The organism is Pseudoalteromonas aquimarina, assembly GCF_049257255.1.
Classification (GTDB): Bacteria; Pseudomonadota; Gammaproteobacteria; order Enterobacterales; family Alteromonadaceae; genus Pseudoalteromonas.
Map to the genome: position 1 here is coordinate 91,745 of NZ_JBMMUG010000006.1, position 24,768 is coordinate 116,512.

Annotated in this window: 19 protein-coding genes and 1 pseudogene; 13 read left to right on the forward strand and 7 right to left on the reverse strand. The window is 39.5% G+C overall.

Features of this window, described 5'->3' with window-relative positions:
- Positions 1 to 13 precede the first annotated feature (13 nt).
- The 5 genes from aceF to ampD all read right to left on the reverse strand — a co-directional run bounded on the left by aceF (position 14) and on the right by ampD (position 7,250).
- A complete protein-coding gene (aceF, locus tag AAEU29_RS15600) occupies positions 14 to 1,906 on the reverse strand; it encodes a pyruvate dehydrogenase complex dihydrolipoyllysine-residue acetyltransferase (protein WP_421974182.1) in 1,893 nt (630 codons plus the stop codon).
- A gap of 12 nt (positions 1,907 to 1,918) precedes the next feature.
- Positions 1,919 to 4,585: a pyruvate dehydrogenase (acetyl-transferring), homodimeric type gene (gene aceE, locus AAEU29_RS15605; protein ID WP_421974183.1), complete on the reverse strand. Its 2,667-nt coding sequence runs from the start codon at positions 4,583 to 4,585 to the stop codon at positions 1,919 to 1,921.
- Positions 4,586 to 4,654: 69 nt separating this feature from the next.
- A complete protein-coding gene (gene pdhR / locus AAEU29_RS15610) occupies positions 4,655 to 5,401 on the reverse strand; it encodes a pyruvate dehydrogenase complex transcriptional repressor PdhR (protein WP_274761587.1) in 747 nt (248 codons plus the stop codon).
- A 446-nt stretch (positions 5,402 to 5,847) separates the two neighbouring features.
- Positions 5,848 to 6,696, reverse strand: a complete 849-nt coding sequence (ampE, locus tag AAEU29_RS15615) for a beta-lactamase regulator AmpE (RefSeq protein WP_421974184.1) — start codon at positions 6,694 to 6,696, stop codon at positions 5,848 to 5,850.
- Positions 6,697 to 6,704: 8 nt separating this feature from the next.
- Positions 6,705 to 7,250 (reverse strand): 1,6-anhydro-N-acetylmuramyl-L-alanine amidase AmpD, encoded by a 546-nt coding sequence (gene ampD / locus AAEU29_RS15620; protein WP_421974185.1) that lies wholly within the window; start codon positions 7,248 to 7,250, stop codon positions 6,705 to 6,707.
- A gap of 250 nt (positions 7,251 to 7,500) precedes the next feature.
- Between ampD and nadC the strand changes: the two genes are divergently transcribed.
- From nadC to yacG, 8 genes and pseudogenes are all read left to right on the forward strand, one after another.
- A complete protein-coding gene (gene nadC, locus AAEU29_RS15625) occupies positions 7,501 to 8,355 on the forward strand; it encodes a carboxylating nicotinate-nucleotide diphosphorylase (protein ID WP_421974186.1) in 855 nt (284 codons plus the stop codon).
- A 398-nt stretch (positions 8,356 to 8,753) separates the two neighbouring features.
- Positions 8,754 to 8,861 (forward strand): annotated as a pseudogene (locus tag AAEU29_RS15630) (pilin); the annotation flags it as partial.
- 346 nt (positions 8,862 to 9,207) lie between these two features.
- A complete protein-coding gene (gene pilB / locus AAEU29_RS15635; protein WP_421974187.1) occupies positions 9,208 to 10,890 on the forward strand; it encodes a type IV-A pilus assembly ATPase PilB in 1,683 nt (560 codons plus the stop codon).
- Between the two features lie 75 nt (positions 10,891 to 10,965).
- Positions 10,966 to 12,201, forward strand: coding sequence for a type II secretion system F family protein (locus AAEU29_RS15640; RefSeq protein WP_421974188.1), 1,236 nt, complete (start codon positions 10,966 to 10,968; stop codon positions 12,199 to 12,201).
- A 6-nt stretch (positions 12,202 to 12,207) separates the two neighbouring features.
- Positions 12,208 to 13,092, forward strand: a complete 885-nt coding sequence (locus tag AAEU29_RS15645) for a prepilin peptidase (RefSeq protein WP_421974189.1) — start codon at positions 12,208 to 12,210, stop codon at positions 13,090 to 13,092.
- 1 nt (position 13,093) lies between these two features.
- Positions 13,094 to 13,687, forward strand: a complete 594-nt coding sequence (coaE, locus tag AAEU29_RS15650) for a dephospho-CoA kinase (RefSeq protein WP_421974190.1) — start codon at positions 13,094 to 13,096, stop codon at positions 13,685 to 13,687.
- Positions 13,688 to 13,791: 104 nt separating this feature from the next.
- Positions 13,792 to 15,474 carry a type IV-A pilus assembly ATPase PilB gene (gene pilB, locus AAEU29_RS15655; RefSeq protein ID WP_421974191.1) on the forward strand — a complete coding sequence of 561 codons (1,683 nt, stop codon included), beginning with the start codon at positions 13,792 to 13,794 and terminating at the stop codon, positions 15,472 to 15,474.
- 107 nt (positions 15,475 to 15,581) lie between these two features.
- Positions 15,582 to 15,815 (forward strand): DNA gyrase inhibitor YacG, encoded by a 234-nt coding sequence (gene yacG / locus AAEU29_RS15660; RefSeq protein WP_421974192.1) that lies wholly within the window; start codon positions 15,582 to 15,584, stop codon positions 15,813 to 15,815.
- A 45-nt stretch (positions 15,816 to 15,860) separates the two neighbouring features.
- Here yacG and AAEU29_RS15665 read toward each other — a convergent pair whose 3' ends face one another.
- Positions 15,861 to 16,316, reverse strand: a complete 456-nt coding sequence (locus AAEU29_RS15665) for a Spy/CpxP family protein refolding chaperone (protein ID WP_421974193.1) — start codon at positions 16,314 to 16,316, stop codon at positions 15,861 to 15,863.
- Positions 16,317 to 16,472: 156 nt separating this feature from the next.
- Between AAEU29_RS15665 and AAEU29_RS15670 the strand changes: the two genes are divergently transcribed.
- From AAEU29_RS15670 to AAEU29_RS15680, 3 genes are all read left to right on the forward strand, one after another.
- Positions 16,473 to 17,156 (forward strand): response regulator, encoded by a 684-nt coding sequence (locus AAEU29_RS15670; RefSeq protein WP_421974194.1) that lies wholly within the window; start codon positions 16,473 to 16,475, stop codon positions 17,154 to 17,156.
- A 194-nt stretch (positions 17,157 to 17,350) separates the two neighbouring features.
- The gene (locus tag AAEU29_RS15675; protein ID WP_421974195.1) at positions 17,351 to 18,541 is read left to right on the forward strand and encodes an ATP-binding protein; all 1,191 of its coding nucleotides are present in this window, start codon (positions 17,351 to 17,353) and stop codon (positions 18,539 to 18,541) included.
- Positions 18,528 to 19,445 (forward strand): alpha/beta fold hydrolase, encoded by a 918-nt coding sequence (locus tag AAEU29_RS15680; RefSeq protein ID WP_421974196.1) that lies wholly within the window; start codon positions 18,528 to 18,530, stop codon positions 19,443 to 19,445. The genes AAEU29_RS15675 and AAEU29_RS15680 overlap by 14 nt, the downstream gene beginning before the upstream one ends.
- Here the strand turns inward: AAEU29_RS15680 and AAEU29_RS15685 are convergent.
- Complete coding sequence (locus AAEU29_RS15685) at positions 19,423 to 20,292, reverse strand: cation diffusion facilitator family transporter (RefSeq protein WP_421974197.1); 870 nt, start codon at positions 20,290 to 20,292, stop codon at positions 19,423 to 19,425. The two genes, AAEU29_RS15680 and AAEU29_RS15685, sit on opposite strands and share 23 nt — an antisense overlap.
- Before the next feature lie 113 nt (positions 20,293 to 20,405).
- Between AAEU29_RS15685 and trmL the strand changes: the two genes are divergently transcribed.
- Together trmL and AAEU29_RS15695 are read left to right on the forward strand one after the other, a co-directional pair.
- On the forward strand, positions 20,406 to 20,870 hold the full coding sequence (gene trmL / locus AAEU29_RS15690; RefSeq protein WP_421974198.1) for a tRNA (uridine(34)/cytosine(34)/5-carboxymethylaminomethyluridine(34)-2'-O)-methyltransferase TrmL: 465 nt from the start codon (positions 20,406 to 20,408) through the stop codon (positions 20,868 to 20,870).
- A 295-nt stretch (positions 20,871 to 21,165) separates the two neighbouring features.
- On the forward strand, positions 21,166 to 24,735 hold the full coding sequence (locus tag AAEU29_RS15695) for an EAL domain-containing protein (RefSeq protein WP_421974199.1): 3,570 nt from the start codon (positions 21,166 to 21,168) through the stop codon (positions 24,733 to 24,735).
- The last annotated feature ends 33 nt before the right edge of the window (positions 24,736 to 24,768 follow it).

Genomic DNA, 24,768 nt, shown 5'->3' on the forward strand with positions numbered 1-24,768 from the left:
TTCGCTGCAATTTTTACATTACTAACTGGCGAATGTCGCTCAGGTAAGCTGCAAGTGTTGCAGTAAAGCGTGCTGCTAACGCACCGTCAATTACACGGTGGTCGTATGAACAGCTTAGCGGCACCATTAAGCGCGGCTCAAATTCTTTACCATTCCACTTCGGCTTCATGTCTGACTTAGATACACCTAAAATAGCAACTTCTGGTGCATTTACGATAGGCGTAAACGCAGTACCACCGATGCCACCCAGGCTAGAAATAGTGAAACAACCGCCCTGCATATCTGATGCAGTTAACTTGCCATCACGTGCTTTAGCAGAGATTTCCATCAATTCGCGTGAAAGCTCAATGATGCCTTTTTTGTTCACGTCACGTACAACAGGAACAACTAGACCATTTGGCGTGTCAACCGCGATACCAATGTTTACATACTTCTTAAGAATTAAGCTTTCGCCATCTTCAGACAGTGATGAGTTAAACGTTGGGAACTCTTCTAGTGCTTTAGCCGCTGCTTTCATTACGAATACTAATGGAGTGATCTTCACACCCATTTTCTTCTTTTCAGCCAGTACATTCTGCTCTTTACGGAATGCTTCTAGCGTGGTGATGTCTGCTTCGTCAAACTGTGTAACGTGTGGGATCTGTACCCAGTTACGGTGAAGGTTTGCACCAGAAAGCTTTTGAATACGAGAAAGTTTCTTCTCTTCAACTTCACCAAACTTGCTGAAGTCTACTTTCGGCCAAGGAATTAGGTTTAGCTCGCCACCACCGGTGTTGCCACTTTTAGATAGTTGACCTGATTCAACTTGCTTCACTAACTCTTTCACATAGTTTTGTACGTCTTCTTTAAGTACACGATTCTTACGACCCGTACCTTTAACGCGTGCTAGGTTTACACCAAACTCACGTGCTAGACGACGAACAACAGGTGACGCGTGTGCGTATTGGTCGTTCGCTACAAACTCATCTTTTTGTGCTGATGCTGCAGGTGCCGTTGCTGGCGCTGATTTTGCCGCAGGTGCTGCCGGAGCCGCTTGTGCAGGTGCTGCCGCTACAGGAGCTGCAGCAGATGCAGAGCCTTGCGTTTCAAATACAAATACCAGTGAGCCAGTCGATACTTTACCGCCAACTGCAACCTTAATTTCTTTAACCGTACCTGCAAATGGTGCTGGTACTTCCATAGAAGCCTTGTCGCCTTCTACGTTTAAGATTGATTGGTCAGCTTCAACCACATCGCCTACTGCAACCATAATCTCAGTGACTTCAACTTCGTCGCCGCCAATGTCAGGTACGTGAACTTCTTTAAGTTCTGCCGCAGCTGGTGCTGCTGGAGCAGGCGCCGCTGCAACTGGTGCTGCAGGTGCTGATGCACCTGTCTCAAATACGAATACTAGCGAGCCCGTTGACACTTTGCCGCCAACCGCAACCTTAATTTCTCTAACCGTACCTGCAAATGGCGCTGGTACTTCCATAGAAGCCTTATCGCCTTCTACGTTTAAGATTGATTGGTCAGTTTCAACCACGTCGCCTACTGCAACTAAGATTTCAGTAACTTCAACCTCGTCACCACCAATATCTGGTACGTGAACTTCAACTAATTCAGATGCCGCTGCTGGAGCAGGCGCAGCCGCTGGGGCTGTTGATGCTTCAGGCTCGGCCTCTGCAGGTGCATCACCCGCAGCATCAAAAATCATAATTAAAGAGCCAGTTGCAACTTTGTCGCCTTCAGCTACTTTAATTTCTTTTACTGTACCCGCTTGTGCAGCTGGCACTTCCATTGAAGCTTTATCACCTTCAACTGAAATAAGAGATTGATCAACTTCAACTGTGTCACCTACTTTAACTAGGATCTCAGTTACTTCAACCTCATCTGCACCAATGTCTGGAACATGAATTTCGATTGCCATTCTATCTGCCTCTTATGCGTATAGTGGGTTAGTTTTGGTTGCGTCGATATCAAATTTCTTGATAGCGTCAGCCACAACTGTTGCGTCAACTTTGCCTTGCTTAACAAGTTCAGTTAACGCAGCTACAACAACGTAACCTGCGTTCACTTCGAAGTGACGACGTAAGTTTTCACGGCTGTCTGAACGACCGTAACCATCCGTACCAAGTACTTTGTAAGATGCGCTTGGCATAAATGCACGTACTTGATCAGCGTAGTTCTTCATGTAGTCAGTTGCCGCAATCGCTGGCGAATCACCTAGTACAGATGTGATGTACGGTACTTTTTGCTCTGATGTTGGGTTAAGCATGTTGAAACGTTCAACATCTTGACCGTCACGCGCAAGCTCATTGAATGAAGTTACCGAGAATACATCTGAACCAATGCCATACTCTTCGCTTAAGATCTGACCTGCTTTACGTACTTCGTTTAAGATAGTACCTGAACCCATTAGCTGAACGTGTGCTTTGTCGCCTGCATTTTCTTCAAGCTTGTAGATACCCTTACGAATACCTTCTTCTGCACCTTCAGGCATTGCAGGTTGAGCGTAGTTTTCGTTCATTAGCGTTAGGTAGTAGAACACATTCTCTTGCTCAGGACCGTACATACGGCGAATACCATCTTGTAAGATAACCGCTACTTCAAATACGAATGTTGGGTCGTAAGAAATACAGTTAGGAATAGTACCCGCTTGAATGTGCGAGTGACCGTCTTCGTGCTGTAGACCTTCACCGTTAAGCGTTGTACGACCAGCCGTTGCACCTAGTAAGAAACCACGTGCCTGTTGGTCACCTGCCATCCATGCCATATCGCCAACACGTTGGAAACCAAACATAGAGTAGTAGATGTAGAATGGGATCATCGGCAGGTCATTCGTTGAGTATGACGTTGCAGCAGCAACCCATGAAGACATTGCACCTAACTCGTTGATACCTTCTTGTAATACCTGACCTGATGTTGCTTCTTTATAGTAAGAAACGATGTCACGGTCTTGAGGCGTGTAGTTTTGGCCATGTGGGTTGTAAATACCGATTTGACGGAATAAACCTTCCATACCAAAGGTACGCGCTTCGTCAGCAATAATAGGAACGATGTTTTTACCTACGCCTTTATCTTTTAATAAGATATTTAGCGCACGTACATAACCCATTGTTGTTGAGATATCACGTTTTTGCTCTTCAAGTAGCGGCTGGAACTGTTCAAGTGTTGGCAGTTCAAGGGCTTGCGTGAAGTTAGGTAAACGCTGTGGCGTGTAACCGTGTAATGCTTTACGACGCGCATGTAAGTATTCGTACTCAGCTGAACCTTCTTCAAGTTTCAGATAAGGAAGCTCAACTAATTGCTCGTCAGATACCAAGTCTTCAAGACCAAGACGTGAACGCAGGTGGGCAACGTGCGTCATGTCCATTTTCTTAACTTGGTGCGCGATGTTTTTACCTTCAGCCGCTTCACCCATGCCGTAACCTTTAACAGTCTTAGCTAGGATAACTGTTGGACGACCTTTCGTTTCTTGCGCTGCTTTAAATGCTGCGAACAGTTTTGAAGGTTCATGACCACCACGCTTAAGTGCGAAGATCTCTTCGTCAGTCATATCAGCAACTAATGCTGCTGTTTCTGGGTAACGACCGAAGAAATGTTCACGTACGTATGCACCATCTTTTGACTTGTAAGTCTGATAGTCACCGTCGATTGTTTCGTTCATAAGCTGTAACAGCTTACCAGTGGTGTCTTTCGCAAGTAGTAGATCCCAACCAGAACCCCAAACTACTTTGATAACGTTCCAGCCAGCACCTTTAAATAGACCTTCAAGCTCTTGAATGATCTTACCGTTACCCATTACAGGGCCATCTAGGCGCTGTAGGTTACAGTTGATTAGGTAACATAAGTTATCTAGCTTCTCACGCGCAGCGAAAGAAATGGCACCACGTGATTCTGGCTCATCCATCTCACCGTCACCTAAGAACGCGTATACGCGCTGCTCGTTCGTCTCTTTAAGACCACGACCTTCTAAGTATTTAAGGAAACGCGCTTGATAGATTGACGCGATTGGGCCAAGACCCATAGATACCGTTGGGAACTGCCAGAATTCAGGCATTAATTTAGGGTGCGGGTATGAAGAAATACCGTTGCCATCAACTTCTTGACGGAAGTTATCAAGCTGCGCTTCTGTTAGACGACCTTCTAAGAAAGCACGTGCGTAGATACCCGGTGAGATGTGACCTTGGTAATAAACTAAATCACCACCGTCTTTCTCGTTTGGTGCACGGAAGAAGTGGTTAAAACACATTTCGTAGAATGCAGCTGAAGACTGGTAAGACGCCATGTGGCCGCCTAACTCTAGGTCTTTTTTAGATGCACGTAATACGATCATGATTGCATTCCAGCGCACGATTGAACGAATACGACGTTCAATTGTAGTGTCACCTGGGTATGCAGGTTCTTGATCTGCAGGGATAGTATTCACATAGTTAGTTGTGATACCAGTTGGCATATCTACGCCATCAAGACGAGCTTGCTCTAGAACTTGTTCAAGTAAAAATTGTGCGCGTTCAACGCCTTCTTCTTTTACTACTGACTCAAGCGCTTGCAACCACTCTTGGGTTTCTAACGCGTCAACGTCAATTTTATTGACTTCAGACATATGGAGTGTTCCTTATGTTTAAATTCAAATTTATCCCTAACAGATAAATCGAGTTATGTTTCAAATCGTTTAATTTTTTTGCGAACGGCGTAAACTGCGCTCAATACGAGAGTGCTCTTTACCCGCTTGCAATAAAGCTTCTTCAATAAAGGCCAAGTGAGCATTACTTGCATCACGTGCTTTATCTGGTTCACCTGTAATCACAGCATCAAATAAGGCTTTTCGGTGTTCTGCCAGCTGCGTTTTAACATCTGATTTTTGCACTAACACCATTAAATTCTGCTGAATATTTTGCTCAAGTAATGATTTCATACCGCGGATCAAATGCAATAACACCACGTTATGTGATGCCTCTGCTACGGCAAAATGAAAGGCATTGATCATTTTAGCTTGTGTTTCAATATCATCTGCTGTTGCAATGGCATCAAAACATTTAGAAATATATTCAAAATCTGTGTCTGTTCCGCGCAGTGCCGCATAGTATGCAGCAATCCCTTCTAAAGCATGACGAAACTCAAGCAGATCAAATTGTGATTCAGGGTGTTTCGAAATCAAATCAAAGAGCGGATCTGTCATGCCACCTTCGAGCTGATTTTTTACATAAGTACCACCGCCTTGACGACGGGTAACTAAGCCCCTTGCTTCAAGCTTTTGAATTGCTTCACGTAAAGAAGGACGAGAGACTTCGAATTGCTTTGCTAATTCGCGTTCAGGCGGTAGCTTTTGACCAGGCGCAAGCGAGCCCTCAAGAATCATATTCTCAAGTTGCTCTAAAATAACATCCGACAGCTTAGCTGCTTTTATCTTAAATGACATAGGCTTATAAGGTAACCTTCTGTTTTCCTGTTCCTAATCAAACAAATATAGTGTTAAATTTGCGAAAGGTAAATTGGTCATACCAAAATTAGCGATTAAATTATCAGAAATACGGTGAATAGTCAAAATTATCAAGATTAATGGCATAACTATTCAAAGCCACAATTTTGACTAAGTTTTTAATTGTTAATGTAAGGTAAAAAGCGTTACTGGCCATCGTATTAATGGCAAAACAAATATAAAGGTAGACAAAATTTACCAGAAGAAAGGGTAAAAGAATAAAAAAGTAAAATGGTCAGACCAGATGAAAATAAGGTTCAGGGTTCAGGGTTCAGGGTTCAGGGTTCAGGGTTCAGGGTTCAGGGTTCAGGGTTCAGGGTTCAGGGTTCAGGGTTCAGGGTTCAGCAAAAATTCTGAAACCTAAACTCTGAAATCTCAATTCTTTTTTAACCAACCGAACCAAGCAAGGTCAAAATTGCTATCGCAGCTAGCATCAAAAGCATATTTCGTTTAACAAGGCGCACCATACATTTCGCTTCAAAACTACAGCCAATAAACTCTTTTTCTACGCGCTCTGCGGCAAGAGCAATATCACCTATTACACGTCTATTGGGCACCGAAAAGTTAAATACGTATTTAAGGTAGGTGGATGTACCTTGTGAAAAGTTACCAATAATCAAGTAGCCAAAACTTACGATTCGTGCTGGCATCCAATCTAACCAGTAAAGTGTTTTATGCAGAATTTTTTTGTGAGCTTTAAAAGCCGAATCTGATTCATTTCGTGTTATATCAGCAAAGCTTCGAATTAATGAATAAGCAAGTGCACCACACACACCGAATACCACAAACCAAAATATCACCGCGCCGTAATAACGGAAATTAATCCACGCAATTGTTTGCCCTAAAGTTTCACCGCCTTGTTGCTCAGTACGTTTTTGGCCTAATTGCATTGCATATAAGGTAGCTGCTTCTGTGTCTTGCCTTTGTAACGCATTTAAATAGCCTTTATATTTAGCACGTAAGTAAGCACAGCCAAAGCACACTAAAAGCACAACCACATTAATTGCCAGTTCAAGAAGCACAAAATCAAATGTTTCGCTTACAGCAAAAAGTAATAAAACAGGAAGCAGCAACCAAACGAAAAAATCAGCGCGCCTTTTATAGATACCTTTAAATAAGCTATTTGATTCACTCACGCTAATGTAATGCTTTATATAGGTGCTCAATTGCCATGCATCTTCTTTCGCGGCAAGTCGCTCTATAATAAGTGCCAAAATTATCGAAATTAAAATCATTATTTGCTCTACAAACTAATTGAAGCGCGAAAGCGCTGCCAGTCAAAATAAGGGCCAGGGTCAGTTTTACGCCCTGGCGCAATATCACTATGACCAGTTATATTATGCTCACTCAACGTAGGATAATGTTTTATAAGCGTTTTGACTAGTTGTTCTAAACTAGCATACTGCACATTTGTGAAAGGAACATGATCGCTTCCTTCAAGCTCAATACCAATACTAAAATCATTACACCCTTGCCTACCCTCATATTCCGACACACCCGCATGCCATGCGCGTTTATTAAACGGCACATATTGAATAATTTCCCCATCACGACGAATCAAACAATGCGCTGATACTTCAAGGCCTTGAAGTTCTTTAAAGCTTGCATCAGCAGTACAGTCCAAGCAACCTAAAAATAAGTCTGTAATGTAAGGTAACCCGAATTGCCCTGCTGGTAAGGAAATATTGTGAAGAACAATTAAAGAAATATTTTGTTCATCAGGACGCTCATTAAAATGAGGAGAAGGCAAAAAGCAAATACCTTGCAATACGTGTTGTTCTATTTTCATGTTTTTAGAGAGAGTTCAGATTTTAGTGCCCAGATTAACAGGTCTTAACATTGGCTGAAAGAAATCTACATGCTAAAACCCTGAAATCTGAAATCTGAAATCTGAAATCTGAAATCTGAAATCTGAAATCTGAAATCTGAAATCTGAAATCTGAAATCTGAAATCTGAAATCTGAAATCCAATAAAATCATAGCCAACTTAAAATCAACACGATAAAATTATTGCAACATTCATTATTTGTAATTTCACTATGGCTCTCTCTCAACAATTAATTTCTCAACTTGTTAAATCTGCACTCGACGAAGACTTAAACTACCAAAGTGCTGATGGCGATATCACTGCACAGCTTATTCCGGCAACACAACAAGCAAACGCAAAAGTAATCACCCGAGAAGCAGGTGTATTTTGTGGCAAGCAACTTATTTTAGAAGTGTTTGAACAAGTTGACTCGAGTGTTGAAGTAAACGTACTTGTTGAAGATGGCGATACCATCGAAGAAAAGCAAACATTATTTACTGCCGTTGGTAATGCACGTGCAATTTTAACTGCTGAACGCACCGCACTTAACTTTGTACAAACCCTTTCAGGCACGGCAACCACTACTGCCCACTATGTAAAAGAGCTAGCTGGTACAGGCACACAACTACTGGATACTCGCAAGACCATTCCGGGCTTACGCTTACTACAGAAGTATGCCGTAAAATGTGGTGGTGGCGAAAATCACCGCATTGGCTTATTTGATGCCTTCCTTATAAAAGAAAACCATATTGCCGCTTGTGGCGGTATTGAAAATGCGGTTTCACAAGCAAAAGCCAACCACCCAGATAAAAAAGTCGAAGTGGAAGTAGAAAACCTTGAAGAACTGCAGTTAGCGCTAGATGCTGGCGCAGACATCATCATGCTAGATAATTTCACTGTTGAGATGATTAACAAAGCAGTTACAATTACTGATAAACGCGCCAAATTAGAGGTGTCGGGCAATATGACATTAGAGACCTTACGCACCTTTTCACAAGCTGGCGTCGACTTTATTTCATCAGGCGCTTTGACAAAACATGTAAAAGCGCTTGATTTATCAATGCGTTTTGAAAATAATGGCGTTTAATTAGCGAGTTGAAACTTTTTCATACTTTAAAACATCATGCTTAAGTATGATTTTAGGAACATGTAAGCTAATTGTAAAAAAAGAAGCTACACAAGCGCAAAGTCTCGTGCTAGCATCTAATTAGAAATAGCGAGTACAGGATGTACAGGCTAACAATAAGGAATTAGTTTTGTGCTTAATTAACCAACTAAGCAATACCTTTGAGTGGTTTTTTAGGGCAAATTAATAATTTTTTATGGTTTTGTATTAATCGCTTAGGGAAAAGTTACTAATACTTACTTTCTCATTTGAGAAAGTTAACTATACTAATGATGGAATGAGTAAATTCAGGCTTACTGCATTGCTCTTTTATATAACTTAGCCCCATAAACACTCGTTAGAGGTACATTATGAAAAACATGAAACAAACAGCCCAGAAGGGTTTTACACTTATCGAATTAATGATCGTTGTTGCAATTATCGGTATTCTTGCAGCAGTAGCACTTCCTGCTTATAACGACTACACACGCGACAGTGCAAACAAAGCATGTTTAGCTGAAGCTTCAGCTTTTGTTCGCGCAGGTATTGTTCATACATCAAACACTGGTACAGCATGGGCAAACGGTACTGCAGAGCGTTGTGTAGGTCTGACAGGTTTTGCTCCAGCAGCTTCAGGTGCAGCTCAATTTGACGCAAAAGCTCCTGGTGAAGCTGCTTCAGTTGAGTGTGAACTATCTTCAGGTAGCTGTAAGCTTCTTAAATAATTATATTTTATATTATAAAACTCGGCTTTCGCCGAGTTTTTTTTTATAGACACTCAGCATTACCTTATTTATAGTAATTTAGCATTTCCATGATTTTGAATTAAACAGCATGCAACTCTCTTCACCTCTAATAAGAAAACTTTCAAGCTATGGTTTCCTTGATATTAAGAAGCTATCATCTGATTATTCAGGTTCTTTAGCTGAACATATTTGCCAGATTAGTAATATTTCACCTCACGAGCTAGCTAAGAAAGCGGCAGCGCTATTTCAAACGCCATTTTTATCAATAAAATGTATTGATTTGGACATGCTTCCAGATGGTAAAGAGCGCAATGAAAAACTTATTAAAAAGCATCGCGTTTTACCAATTTCAAAAAAAGGCAAAACTCTTTATTTAGCAAGCGCAGATCCCACCAATTTTGATGCCTTTGAGGATTATGAATTTAATACAGGGTTGCAAACTGAAGTCGTTGTCGTTGCTCATGATGAATTAGAAAGTGTTATTGATTCTCTATTCGAAAAAAATGACGGAATTGAATTAAATGATGAACAACTAAATGAACTTAGTGGCGTTAGCGCTGATATTGATACACATGCTCAAGAAGAGAATGATATCAATAACAAAGAAGAAGATGCTCCGATTATTGTTTACATTAATAAAATTTTAATGGATGCAATTAAACGAGGGGCTTCCGACTTACACTTTGAACCTTATGAGCATGTTTACCGTATTCGCTTTCGGGTTGACGGAGTATTACATGAAGTGGCTAACCCACCTATTGGGTTAGAAAGTCGAATTTCTGCTCGTATCAAGGTAATGTCTCAACTGGACCTTGCAGAAAAACGAAAGCCTCAAGATGGACGCATAAAATTAAAAATTACCGCGAAAAAAAGTATCGATTTTCGTGTATCTACTCTACCAACCCTTTGGGGTGAGAAAATTGTAATGCGTATTCTTGATTCATCAAGCGCTATGTTAGGCATTGATGTACTGGGATATGAGCCAGAACAAAAAGAACTCTATTTAAATGCCCTTGCACAACCTCAAGGCATGATACTCGTAACAGGTCCAACGGGTTCTGGTAAAACAGTATCTCTTTATACCGGCCTTAATATATTAAACAAACCTGAGCGAAATATTTCAACAGCTGAAGATCCAGTTGAAATCAATTTAATGGGTATAAACCAAGTACAAATAAACCCAAGAGCGGATATGACCTTCGCTAATGCGTTACGCGCATTTTTACGTCAAGACCCCGATATTGTAATGGTTGGTGAGATACGTGATTTAGAAACTGCTGAGATTTCCATAAAAGCCGCGCAAACGGGTCACTTAGTGTTAAGTACGCTGCATACCAACTCAGCTCCTGAAACACTAACCCGTTTAATGAATATGGGTGTGCCATCATATAACATTGCTAGTTCAGTTAGTTTAATTATTGCCCAGCGCCTTGCTAGACGTCTCTGCCCAGTTTGTAAAGAACCAGAAACTCTTCCTGAGCAAGAACTTTTAAAATTAGGTTTTGATTCAGAACAAATATCATCGATGCAACTATATAAAGCCGTAGGTTGTGATAAATGTACTGAAGGATATAAAGGCCGAGTTGGTATATATGAAGTGATGCCAATTACACCAAGAATTGCTGAAGTAATAATGCAAGGTGGGAATTCATTGCAAATTGCACAAATTGCAGAGCAAGAAGGCATTAATAATTTAAGAAAATCAGGTTTAGTTAAAGCAGCTTCAGGTGTTACGAGTATTGTCGAAATAAATCGTGTTACTAGTTATTAAACTAGATCCTCTCGTTTAATAACGCTAAACTGATGAGTTATAATCGTCCTGCAGGTGGTTAATTAAGGATAAACAATGGCAAAAAAAGATAAAAAAAATAGCCTTACTACATTCGCTTGGGTTGGTGTGAATGCGCGAGGCAAAAAAATGGAAGGTGAATTAAATGGGCCAAGTGTGGCTATTGTAAAAGCCCAGCTGCGAAAACAAGGCATTATTCCTTCTAAAGTTAAGAAAAAAGCTCAACCTCTTTTCGGCTTAAATAATGAAAAGCCAATTAAACCAAAAGATATTGCTGTTTTCACTCGACAACTCGCGACAATGCTACTTGCTGGTGTTTCATTAATTCAAGCATTGGATATGATTGCTAATGGCTCTGAAAACAAATCACTACAAAAATTGATTACTAAAATTGCAGATGAAGTGAAAGCCGGTGACCCTTTGAGTAATGCTCTTAGAGCGCATCCTAAGTATTTTGATGATCTTTATTGTGACCTTGTTGAGTCTGGTGAACAATCGGGTGCTCTTGATAGAATATTTGACCGAGTTGCACTTTACAAAGAAAAGGCTGAAGCCCTTAAGTCAAAAATTAAAAAAGCAATGTTTTATCCAATAGCAGTTCTTACAATTGCATTTATTGTTACTGTGATTCTATTAATATTCGTTGTTCCTCAGTTTGAACAAGTATTTGCTGGCTTTGGTGCAGAGTTACCAGCATTTACTCAGTTTGTTATAGGAATATCTGAATTTATGCAAGCTTATTGGTGGATAGTTTTTGGAGTGTTATTCATCGGAATAATGCTCTTTAAAAGAGCCCATCAATCAAGTAAAAAAGTCCGTGATAATACAGACAAAGCTGTTTTAAAGTTTCCAGTTGTAGGAACAATTCTGCACAAGGCTGCTGTGGCCCGTTATGCACGAACATTATCGACTACATTTGCAGCAGGTGTACCTTTAGTTGATGCACTAGATTCAGCCGCTGGAGCCTCTGGCAATGCATTATATCGTGATGCGATTCTAGACATAAAAAATGAAGTAAGTTCAGGTAATCAAATGAACTTTGCTATGAAAAACTCAGGGGTTTTTCCTGATATGGTTGTTCAGATGGTTGCCATTGGTGAGGAATCAGGGTCATTAGATGAAATGCTTGGTAAAGTTGCTAGTATTTATGAATCAGAAGTTGATGATGCTGTTGACGGCCTTTCAAGCTTACTCGAACCACTGATTATGGCTGTTTTGGGTGTTCTTGTTGGCGGTTTGATTGTTGCAATGTATCTACCTATCTTCCAATTAGGTAAGATTGTAGGTGGTTAAGTTCTAATGAGCAGTATCTTAGAGACTTTTACAAACACAGCTTGGTTTTATTATTCGACAGTATTTTTTGTAAGTATTTGCATTGGCAGCTTTCTAAATGTTGTTATCTATCGTTTACCTAAAATGATGGAAAACGAGTGGAAAGCTGAATGCAGTTTATTGCTTGCTGACAACTTAAAAACGCCTTATGAAGCTAGTTCAAAGGCATTTAACTTGATAACGCCAAGCTCTACTTGCCCGCACTGTAATACGCAAATTAAACCTTGGTTCAATTTGCCAGTATTTGGTTGGTTATTTTTACGTGGTAAAGCCGCCTGCTGTGGTAACAAAATATCGGTTAGATATCCGAGCATTGAGCTTTTAACGGGTCTTGCTGGCCTTGTTATTGCTTACAATTACGGCGTGACTGAGCAAGCTGGTTTGTATTTAATTCTTACTTACGCATTAATAGCACTTATATTCATTGATATTGACCATATGCTATTGCCCGACCAAATTACTTTACCGCTACTTTGGTTGGTGTTGCTAGCGTCAGTAGTGGGGCTAACCATCGATCCAGCTCAGGCGATTATTGGGGCTGCTGTTGGTTACTTAGTTTTCTGGTCTGTCTATTGGGTATTTAAACTACTGACAGGTAAGGAAGGTATGGGCTATGGCGACTTTAAGCTCATGGCTGTCTTTGGTGCATTGTTAGGTTGGCAGTATCTACCTATGATAGTGTTAATGTCGAGTTTAGTTGGTGCTGTAATTGGCATCACACTGCTTTCAATGCAAGGTAAAGACAAAGCTACCCCTATTCCATTTGGCCCTTACATTGCCATTGCTGGGTGGATATCACTAATATGGGGCGAATCAATTCAATCGGCATATTTAAATTTGCTTGCTGGTTAATATGGCTATTCCTATTTTAGGGCTTACCGGTGGCATCGCTACTGGTAAGTCGACTGTTTCGAACTTTTTCAAAAATTTGGGTATTACAATTGTTGATGCTGATTTAATCGCCCGTGAAGTAGTTGCCCCGGATACTCCAGCCCTTAAAGAAATTGCAAAGCAGTTTGGTCCAGAAATATTGCTTGATAATAGTGAACTCAATCGCACTAAGTTACGCCAAATTATTTTTAAAAACGAGTCAGATAAATCATGGCTAAATAATTTGCTGCATCCCATTATTCGCCAAGAAATTATAAAACAATTAAGTGAAGCAAAAGGGCCATATGTTATTTTAGATGCCCCACTGCTGTTAGAAAATGGCTTAGACCAACTCTGTGTTAAAACCATCGTAGTGGATATTCCAACAGAGCAGCAAATTGAACGCGCAACATCTAGAGATAATGTAACTAAAGAGCAAATTATAAAGATAATTGAGTCTCAAATGCCTCGAGCTGAAAAACTCGAAAAAGCTGATTTAATCATTGATAATTCAGGTTCGATTGAAAATACTCAAAACCAAGTATTAACTATTCATAATTCATTACTACCGAATTAACTTTTCCCTGCAACAAACTTACTTTTAAAACATCTTACCAACCAAAACTTGCAATCTTCATTTTCTCAACAACACTTAAGTATATGAAAAATTGGGGGCAAGTTATGAATGTAAACTCTCCGCTTATTCGTAAGTGTGTTGCACTTGGCTTTATTCCAAGTGATAAAGTATCTGTTGCATCAACGGCTAATATTCACACAAGTGAGTTTATTCTCAATAACAGTAACCTTTCATCCAAAGAGTTAGCCAAACATTGCGCGTTATGGTTCAACCTACCAAGTCTTGATCTGACAAAAGTAGATCCAAGCAATGTACCACTCGATAATATCAGTGAGGAGCTTGTAAAAAAGCATCACCTAATCCCTTTATCGAAAAGAGGTAGAACCCTCTTTTTAGCAACTTCAGACCCAACTGATTTTGATGCCTTTGAAGATTTTGAATTTAATACTGGCCTGCAAACAGAAGCCATCGTTGTTGATTACAATTCTCTAGAACAATTTATTGAATCTATTTTTAGTAAAGCTGATGCGCTAGATCTTTCAGAAGATGAGTTTGAACAATTTGGCGATATTGAGGTATCAGATACAGAGGCTAACTTATCAGAAGATAGCTCAACTGATAAAGATGATGCGCCCATCATTGTTTATATAAATAAAATATTGATGGATGCCATTCGTAAAGGTGCATCGGATTTGCACTTTGAACCTTACGAAAAAACCTATCGTATCCGTTTTCGCATCGATGGCATTTTGCATGAAGTGGCAACACCACCACAAATGCTTTCATCACGAATATCCGCACGTGTAAAAGTTATGTCACGATTGGACATTGCAGAAAAGCGTAAACCGCAAGATGGCCGCATTAAGCTAAAAATAACAGCGAAAAAAAGCATTGATTTCCGTGTATCAACATTACCAACCCTCTGGGGTGAAAAAATTGTAATGCGGATTTTAGACTCCAGCAGCGCTATGCTCGGCATTGATGTTTTAGGTTATGAGCCAAACCAAAAAGCAATGTATCTCGATGCTTTATCACAACCTCAGGGCATGATTTTAGTAACGGGTCCTACAGGTTCCGGTAAAACGGTATCGCTTTACACCGGCCTTAATATTTTAAATAAACCCGAGGTAAATATTTCTACCGCAGAAGATCCTGTAGAGATTAACTTGGTAGGCGTTAATCAAGTGCAAATTAACCCAAAAGCCGATATGACTTTTGCTAACGCACTCCGAGCTTTTTTACGTCAGGATCCTGATATTGTCATGGTGGGCGAAATACGTGATTTAGAAACAGCTGAAATCGCAATTAAAGCAGCGCAAACTGGTCACTTAGTTTTAAGTACACTGCATACTAATTCAGCTCCAGAAACCCTTACTCGCTTACTAAATATGGGCGTACCTGCTTATAATGTTGCAAGTTCAATCAGCCTCATTATTGCGCAGAGACTTGCTAGGCGCTTATGCAACAACTGTAAAGAACCTGAATCTCTACCATTTGAGGAATTAAAATCACAAGGGTTTTCTGACGAGCAAATAGCTTCTATAACCCTTTATAAAGCCGTTGGTTGTGAGCATTGCACTGAGGGTTACAAAGGTCGTGTGGGTGTTTATGAGGTAATGAAGATAACACCTGAAATATCACAAATTATAATGTCAGGTGGGAACTCACTGGATATAGCAAAAGCATCATTGGAGAGCGGTTTTAATAGCTTAAGAATATCAGGCTTAGAGAAAGCGGCAAAAGGGGTTACCAGTCTTGCTGAAATTAACCGAGTAACAAGTTATTAAAATGCGTTTTGATATTTCGTATTAATAGCAAAGCTCTTTTATCTAAACTTTACTCTAGTAAGTTTATTCTCTAACATTCTTTTAAAATAATACATCGGATAACTGTAGTGCCAACATCTGTAAACTGCCCAACATGTAAAAAAGAAGTTTTATGGCAAGCTTCATCTGAATTTCGCCCTTTTTGCTCAAAGCGCTGTCAACTGATTGATTTAGGCGAATGGTCTGAAGAAAATCACAAAATTTCAACACCACTTACCCCTGAGCAAGCATTTACACCAGAAAACATTGAAGATATCGAGGCTATGCTTGCAGCTAATCAAGAAGGTTTTTTCAAAGAATAACACAGTTAAAAAAGTGCAACCCTAGGATTGCACTTTTTCGTATTCTTAACTTTCTTTCTTGTGCTGTTTTGCCATTTTTGTTTTGCGCTTTTTCATCATCTTTTCAAATTTTTCTTGCTGCTCTGAAGTAAGCGTATTCCAAACCGCGTTTTTATTTTTCGCCTTTAACACAGCCATTTCCACTCTTTCGCTTTGACCTTTGGCAAACGCTTGACGAAAAGCAGTTTCATCAAAAATTTCAGCATGAACAAGCGCTTTAATCTCGCTGCGCTTGTTTGGATGTGCTTTTTTAAACCCTTCCATTGCTGCTTTTTCAGATTCAGCAATCGTTTTAATTTTCTCTTGCTGAGTGGTTGTCAAGTCAAGGCGTTCAACTGCTCGCTCAGATAGCAACATTCGATAAATATTCATACCTGCATTATGAGGTTTCGCTTCTAGGGCTGTACTTGCAAACGCTGCAATTGAAATTGCCGCAGCTGATATTAAAAGTTTTAAGTTCATAACATTCTCCAGTTAGGTCTCGTTTAATGTTATGGTTACTTTAACAAGCCCAATGAAAAGCAACGCAAAGCAATGTAAAGGTTATGTAAATTGCTTTTTGCCGTGTAAAAATGCACTTAAAATACACTTATTAGCTGTACATAATTAGGTATTAACATGAAAGTACTCTTAATAGATGATGATATAGAACTTGTTGAGTTATTAACTGAATACCTTTCATCGCACGGATTTTCAATCACCGCTTATCATCGGGGTGACACCGGCTTATCACACGCACAAACACATGATTATGACGTGATATTATTAGACGTGATGCTTCCAGGCATTGATGGCTTTGAAGTGCTAAAACAGCTGCGCCAAACCAAATTAACGCCGGTTATCATGCTAACAGCTAAGGGCGAAGATTTTGACCGAATTTTTGGCCTAGAACTCGGCGCCGACGATTATCTAGCAAAACCGTTTAACCACCGAGAGCTATTGGCGCGTGTAAAAGCCATTACACGACGAATCGAAAATATCCAGCAACTTCAAGCCAATAATTCGTTAGAAGAAAATGGTATACGCCTTACGCCGCATACACGAGAAGCTTTCGTTGCTGAGAATAAAATTGAATTAACAGGTACTGAGTTTGAAATCTTGTTTTTATTACTGAACAATCAAGGCGAAATTGTAAGTAAAGAAGCAATTAGCGAACAAGTACTTGGCAGAAAATTAGCCCCTTTTGACCGCTCAATTGATATGCATGTAAGTAATATTCGCAAAAAGATTGCGGAGCACATTGAACAAGAAAAAATAAAAACAGTCCGCGGTGCTGGCTATATTTTACTTGGGAGCGCCTAATGCTAAAGCTTTTTAATCCCAGGAATTATCTATTTTTTAAGATATTTGGTTGGTTTTGGCTCACTATTTTATGCACTTTTTCAGTGCTTTTCTTGCTTAGTCAGTTAACTGAGACTAGCGTTGATAGTCATACACTTCACGGGCCTAAGCTATTAAACCTCAAACGTCTAGCAAGCGGCTTAGAAAGAGCGCAATTGAAAAAGCCCGAAAAAACACTAGAACAATTGGCATCTCAGCCACGCATCTCACGTCATCGCTTACTTTATTTTATGCTGCCTGACAGCAATATTGCTTTTTTTAATCAACAAGCTAAAGAGCAACCTGATGTCAGCTTATTGGCATTCACCCAGCAACTTGCGCCACAAATCATAACAACAGCGCAGTATCGCGCTATGGGGCCTATTAAGGTGAATTATCAAAACCAAGACTACCTTATGTACGATATCGAGCCTTGGCGTTCACCTCCTTTAGGTATTCGCATCGTGTTAATGCCGTTATGGCTAAAACTACTCGTTGTTATTGGCGCAACTCTGTTACTCAGCTTGTTCTTTAGCCGAGTTCTAATTAAACCAATAAATGCGTTAAAACATGCGACCTCACAATTAGCAAATGGGCAACTCGATACTCGCGTAGAGATTACTAATAAGTCAGGAGATGAGCTTACAACGTTAGCAAAAGACTTTAACCAAATGGCACAGCGACTTGAGTCTTTAGTTACTAGCCAAAAACGGCTTATGGCAGATATCTCTCATGAATTACGTTCACCACTTACACGGCTTCAAATGGCAACGGGGCTTGCTCAACTAAAGCAATCAAGTGAACAAGAAAGTTATTTGGCCCGCATTGAAAAAGAGGCAAATAATTTAGATAAAATGATATCTGATGTATTAAAGCTATCACGGTTAGAAGCGAATAATCAGTATATTGAAAAAGAGCTGCAACCTTTACAATCTATTTTACAACAGGTGCTTAAAGATGCTGAATTCGAGTCTGAACAACAACAAAAAACACTCACAATTAGCGGTGCTAGTCAAAAACAGCTACCACTAGATGCTGCATTAATCGCCAGTGCTTTTGAGAACATATTAAGAAATGCAATTAAGTATGCTAAGTCTGCTATTCACTGCACTATTGATGACAGCGAAAATAACACCATTATTACCATCTGTGACGATGGTGATGGCGTAAGTGACGCAGATTTACCTTATTTACTAGAACCGTTTTACCGGGTTTCACAATCACGTGAAAGGCAAAGCGGCGGCGCAGGGCTTGGTTTGGCAATCGCCAAACAGGCAATTGAATTACATCAAGGTACTATCTCATTAGCAAATCAACCAAACTCTGGGTTAAAAGTAACCATAACGCTAAACAATGAAACAAAATAATATTGACCAATTTTGGCAAAATGTAACGCATGCAAAATTTAGCTTTCATGGTAACCAACTTAGTTACGCATTTATTATTCCAGAAAACGCCAAAGCGGCCATAACAATCGTTAATGGCCGCTGCGAGAGCTATCTAAAATACCAAGAGGTCGCATACGATTTTTATCGCCAAGGATTTGCCATTTTTATGTTTGATCATTTGGGCCAAGGCCTTTCTAGCCGTTTACTTCCAGTAGCTGATAAAGGTTATATTCATCACTTTAATGATTATATTGAAGGTTTAGCGCTCTTTGTAAACCAAGTTGTAAAAGCAAACTGGCAAGGCACTCATTTTTTACTGGCGCACTCTATGGGCGCTGCTATTAGCTACCTATATCTTGCAAATCACCCTCACCCTTTCAAAAAAGCGGCGCTTAGTGCCCCAATGTTTGGTATTCCAACCCAAGGCTTGCCCTATTCAATTGCAAAATTTTTAGTAAAATTATTAAATGCGATTGGATTCAACACTCGTTATTTTTTTGGTCAAGCGGGTTACCAAGAAAAGCCATTTTTAAATAACCAACTGATGAAAAGTGAGCCGCGTTACGCAGCATTTAGAAGACTTTATAAAGAAAACCCTGGCTTAAAATTAGGTGGTGTAACTGTAGGCTGGTTAGCACAAGCCTTTAGCGCAATTGATCAAATAAGCAAAACGCCAGCCGCTTTACCAATCTTATTACTGCAAGCAGAAAAAGACTCCATTGTAGAAAATAGCGCCCAAGATGAAGTGGTGCATAACAACTCCCTCATCCTAAAGAAAGTATATTCAAATAGCTGGCACGAAATTCTGTTTGAGCAAGACCACATACGCAGCCTTGCCTTAAATGATATTTGTGATTTTTTTAAAACGGATCTTTGTGAATAAGTACGTCGACTTCACCTTCAATTATTTTATGAATAGCGGCTTCAACCTCTTCAGATATTCGATGAGCATGCGCTAAAGTTAAATTGCTATCTAGCTCTAAATGCATCTGAATAAACTTAGTTGGACCACTTTGACGCGTTCTGAGCTCATGAAAGCCCAATACTTCTGTATGCGCTAAAATAGCTTGTTCAATCTCAGTTTTAACGTCATCATCCAGCTCTTTATCCATCAGGTAGTCTGTCGCCTCGCGAGCAACATCATAGGCATTATAAAAAAGGTAACCTGAAATAAGCAGGGTAAAAATACCATCACTATAAACCCAGCCGATGTTAGCCAGTACAAGCGCCACAATGACACTCAGGTTTAACAGTAAATCCCCTTTGTAATGTACCGAATCAGCTTTAATCGCAACTGATTTAGTTTGCCTTAGCGCCCAATGCTGAATAGTGATTATTAACAAAGTACAAAACAGTGCATAAACACTCACTGCTACACCCGTCATTACCGATTCACTAACAACTGGGTTTAACAAACGCTCCACACCGTAAAAGGCAAGTAAACACGCACTACCAGCAATAAACGCAGCTTGCCCCAATCCTACTAAAGATTCAGCTTTGCCATGACCGAAACGGTGGTCATCATCGGCCGGAACTAAAGCAATTCTAAGTACCCAAAAATTAATTGCCGATGCAGTTATATCGAGTAAAGAATCCGTCAAAGAACCAAGCATGGTCGTAGAACCAGTACTAAGCCACGCCCAAAACTTTGCAGCAACCATGGTGCTTGCTAACACTAACGTTAGGCTACTAGAGAGCTTAACCCAATATGCGTAATCTTTTTCTTTCATTATAAACTGTGTTGCCCCTGTGAAATTTGAGCAAAGAACTATTGCTATTACTTATAGTATCGAACCTGAAAGCTTTGATAAACTAGTATAAAACACTTAATCGTAGGTTAAACATGTTAGATATCGTGCTGTACCAGCCAGAAATACCACCAAACACAGGTAACATTATTCGCTTATGTGCAAATACCGGCTTTAAACTACATTTGATCGAGCCGTTGGGTTTTGATTGGGATGATAAGCGCGTGCGTCGTGCGGGTTTAGATTACCATGAATTTAGTCATGTAGAACGCCACGCCAACTTAGAAGCTTTTTTAGAAAAAACCCAACCTAAACGAGTGTTTGCTTGTACCACCAAAGGTTCTGGGCACTATCATAAAGCACAATTTGAACGCGGTGATTGCCTTTTATTTGGTCCAGAAACACGCGGATTACCAAATGACCTCATTGAATCATTACCAAATGAGCAACGTTTACGCATCCCAATGATGCCAGACAGCCGCAGTATGAACTTATCAAATGCCGTAGCTGTTTTCGTGTATGAAGCTTGGCGACAGTTTGATTTTGAGGGCGCTATTTAATAAAAAATTAATTTCACATCTCAATAAGGCGCTTTTAACTCGCACTTTGCAAAAATTAAACTAAGCTCAATTTAAAAACACTTGCTAGACAGTTTAATTGAAGCGCCCTACTCTTTTTCATTGTTGCTTAACGTTATTTATATGCCTATTTGTCATATTCAAAAGCGATGCAGATGATATTTCATCACAAAGATTAATAGCGTTAACCGATTTTAAGCAACAGAATATTACTATCAATGATATTGCATCATTAAAAAATGGTGCATCGTTAATTGCGAGCTCGCAAGGCTTGTACATGTTCACGCCTAATAAGCTAGTAAAAGTCAGTGATGACACCTTAAAACACTTAAGTAAGTCCTCATTCCATCAAATTGAGCGTGTAAATAACCTCCTATTTTTAGCGACTGATAATCAACTTTTAGAATACAACCTTGAAAATCCAGCACTTGAAACACGCTATAGTGAACATGTTTCAAAGCTAGCTAGTGCACATAATCAATTGTTTTTTATTAGTAAAGGGCGACTATTAAACTACCAATCAGGATGGCAGAAACCTGAAAATCTCACCGCAGCACTTAGTGAATTCGTACTTGATTACCAAATCGTTAATGACCATACATTTTGGCTTACAACAAGTTCAAATAAATTACTCTATTTTGAAAAAACAAAAAATATTAAGAAAACATTTAACTTATCAAACCCAATAAAATCACTTTTTATCGACAGAAAGAACAGACTTTGGTTTACCCAAAATAAGGCTCTTTATTTTATTAGCCCTAGCACATTAGAGATTGAAACCACTGAAGTTAATATTGAAATTGATGCCATTTATTCTATTGGCGGATCTTCCTTATTGCTTGAAAGTAAGGGAGATATTTATCAATATCATTTTGACATTGGCAAAGTGAATGCTTTGAACCTTTCCCTAGTTAGTAACATTTATCCTCTCTTAAATGGCGATATTTTATTAAAACATCAAAACACCAATTGGTATTTAACTTCACTAAACGCACTCAATATCACACCATCAAAATTAGAAAATGTGTTTCGGGAGCAATTCTCAGATTACAATTTTGAACAAATTCAGTGGCATGGAGAGTATTTTTACTTACAGAACAAATTTGGTTTATGGCGCTACCACATTGCCAGCAATCAGCTTTCACATCTTATACAACAGCAAAACATTGAGCATTTTTACTTAAACAATCAAGGTGAGTTATGGTTTTCAGATGCGCAATATATTTACACTTTTGATCTTAAAAGCCACCAACAGCAAACTAAATTCCCTTTTACCCATTCGGTTGCCCTGATTGGTGATGGAAAAAGCCCACCCTTCGTTGTCACCACAAAGGGCATTTACCGAAACACGGGCGATGTTACATTTGCGTTTTTTAATACGCCTCAACACGTTGGCGAAATCGTATCTGCTAGTTTTTATAATGGCCTGTTTTTCTTAGCAACAAATAACGGTTTTTGGCAAATCAAAAAAACGGCAAATGAATGGCATTATGAGCTTTTATTTAAAAACACTGTGCACAGCTTTACGCATCAACAAGAGCGCTTTATCTGGCTTCATACAGATGAACAAGTGCTGTTGTTTGATATCGAGTTAAAGCAAGTTGCTGCCAGGTTCGATACCACAGCGTTTTTGCATAGCAGTTTTAACTTTTACTACGATAAGCAGCATTTTGTTAAAGATAATCAAATTTTCTCTTACCCAGTTACAAATTCAGCTGCTATCTATCCACTTACTGGGTTAGCAGTTAGAGAAATCAATTTAAATCAGCAAAGCAGTCATTTAAGCACCGATACGCTTGTCCTTACACAGCAAGAAACAAATATCGTCATTTCGCTTTTTGATAATGATATACCAGCTAACGCGATTGCCCTCAGCTATCGGTTTTCAGTGGATATGCCTTGGGTAAACTTACCACAAGGACAAGATACGATTGCACTCCTTGTGAATAATAAAGCATTGCAACAAATCTCAATTTATAACCGTAATGGTTTAACTCAGCAGCCCATATCAATTAATTTTTCACATAATTATTTTCAACTTAATGCTTGGCAAGCTGCTACACTATTGCTGCTTTTTAGCCTGTTTATCATCTCGTTTCTTTGGTGGTTTAAACACCGCAAAGATGCTCAATATGGGCTAACATCTGCCCTTCTTGCTCAAACCCAAGAAGCTGTTTGGATCAGTGATGAAGCGCTCAAAGTACTTAATGTAAACAAAACGTTTTACACCATTACCGGTTTTAGCCAAGCGGATGTTAAAGGAAAGCAACTCAAAGTATTTGATGGCGAATCCCGTAACACAAAACTTGAGCAAATTATTAAACACGCAATTAAAGATAAAGGCTCATGGTCTGGTGAGATTTGGAGCAAACGTAAAAATGCTGAGTTAATTGCCATTTCATTGAACATTACCAAAATCAAGCTGCCAAGTAAGTTAGGTCTTGATACCGAAATTCATTATGTTGGCATGTTCAAAGATATCACTCAGCAAAAACAACAAGAAAAACAACTAAGGGACTTAGCCACACGGGATCGAATTACCGGGCTACTAAACCGCACAGTGTTTATTGAACAACTTAACTTGGCAATTAATGCAAGTTCAAGTAACCAACCTGAATTCTGCGTCTTGATTATCAATCTAGATAACTTTTATAAGATAAATGATGCACTTGGCCATAGTTACGGCGATAGAGTTTTAAAAATGGCCGCCCAGCGACTTGAACAAACAATTTCGCCAAATTTCACACTTGCGAGCTTAGGTGGTGATGAGTTTGGTATTTTATTGCCACCTCATGTTTTCACACCATTGAATATTTTTAATATTAAGCGACTTTGTGAAAAGCTTCTTTCTGAGCTGTCGCGCACCATGTTATTAGATGATTTGGACTTATGTTTATCTGCCAGTATAGGCGCTGCAATTTACCCCGATAATGGCTATGATAGTGAATCAATATTACGTAGCGCTGACTCGGCACTGCAGCATGCAAAATCTAACGGCAAAAATACTTTTCAAATATTTAATCGTGCTGTAAAAACCCATTCGCCTGCATCACTTTCAATCGAAAATGAAATTAATCGCGCTATTGTTGAGAAAGAATTTATCTTGTATTACCAACCTAAATTTAATACCCGAACCAATCAAATTTGTGGTGTAGAAGCGCTTGCTCGCTGGCCTGATGGCAATCAAGAGATCCGCAGCCCCGCTCAGTTTATCTCCGTTGCAGAAGCCAATAACGCCATTATTCCATTAACTCGAGTATTGATTGAGGTGTGCTGCCAACAAATAAAACAATGGCAACAAAAAGGGGTAAAGCTCAACGGTCGTGTGGCATTAAATTTATCAGCTATTCATTTTCAGCGCTCAGATTTAATTGAGGACTTAACAAATTACCTGCAAAAATACCAAATATCAGGGGACACCATGGAGCTTGAGATTACCGAAAGTGTCATGATGAATGACCCTGAATTTGCACTGCAGCAAATGCTCAAGTTAAAGCGTTTGGGATTTACCATAGCCCTTGATGATTTTGGCACTGGCCATTCGTCATTAAGTTATCTTAAACAGTTCCCGATTGATCGCCTTAAAATAGACCGTTCATTTGTGATTGATATCGAAAAGTCAGAACAAGATAGAAATATCACCGCAACCATTATCCGTTTAGCGAAATATTTGAATATTGATGTTGTTGCCGAAGGGGTTGAAACCGAAGCGCAATCTTATTTCTTGCATGTAATGGGATGTGATGTTGTGCAAGGTTACTTTTTTAGTAAACCGCTACCCTGCGATCAGTTAGAAAAGTTTATCGAACAAACTAAGGTACTAATAAATCATCCTAAATCAAATTAAAAAGGCTTTAACCTAAGTTAAAGCCTTTTTTAA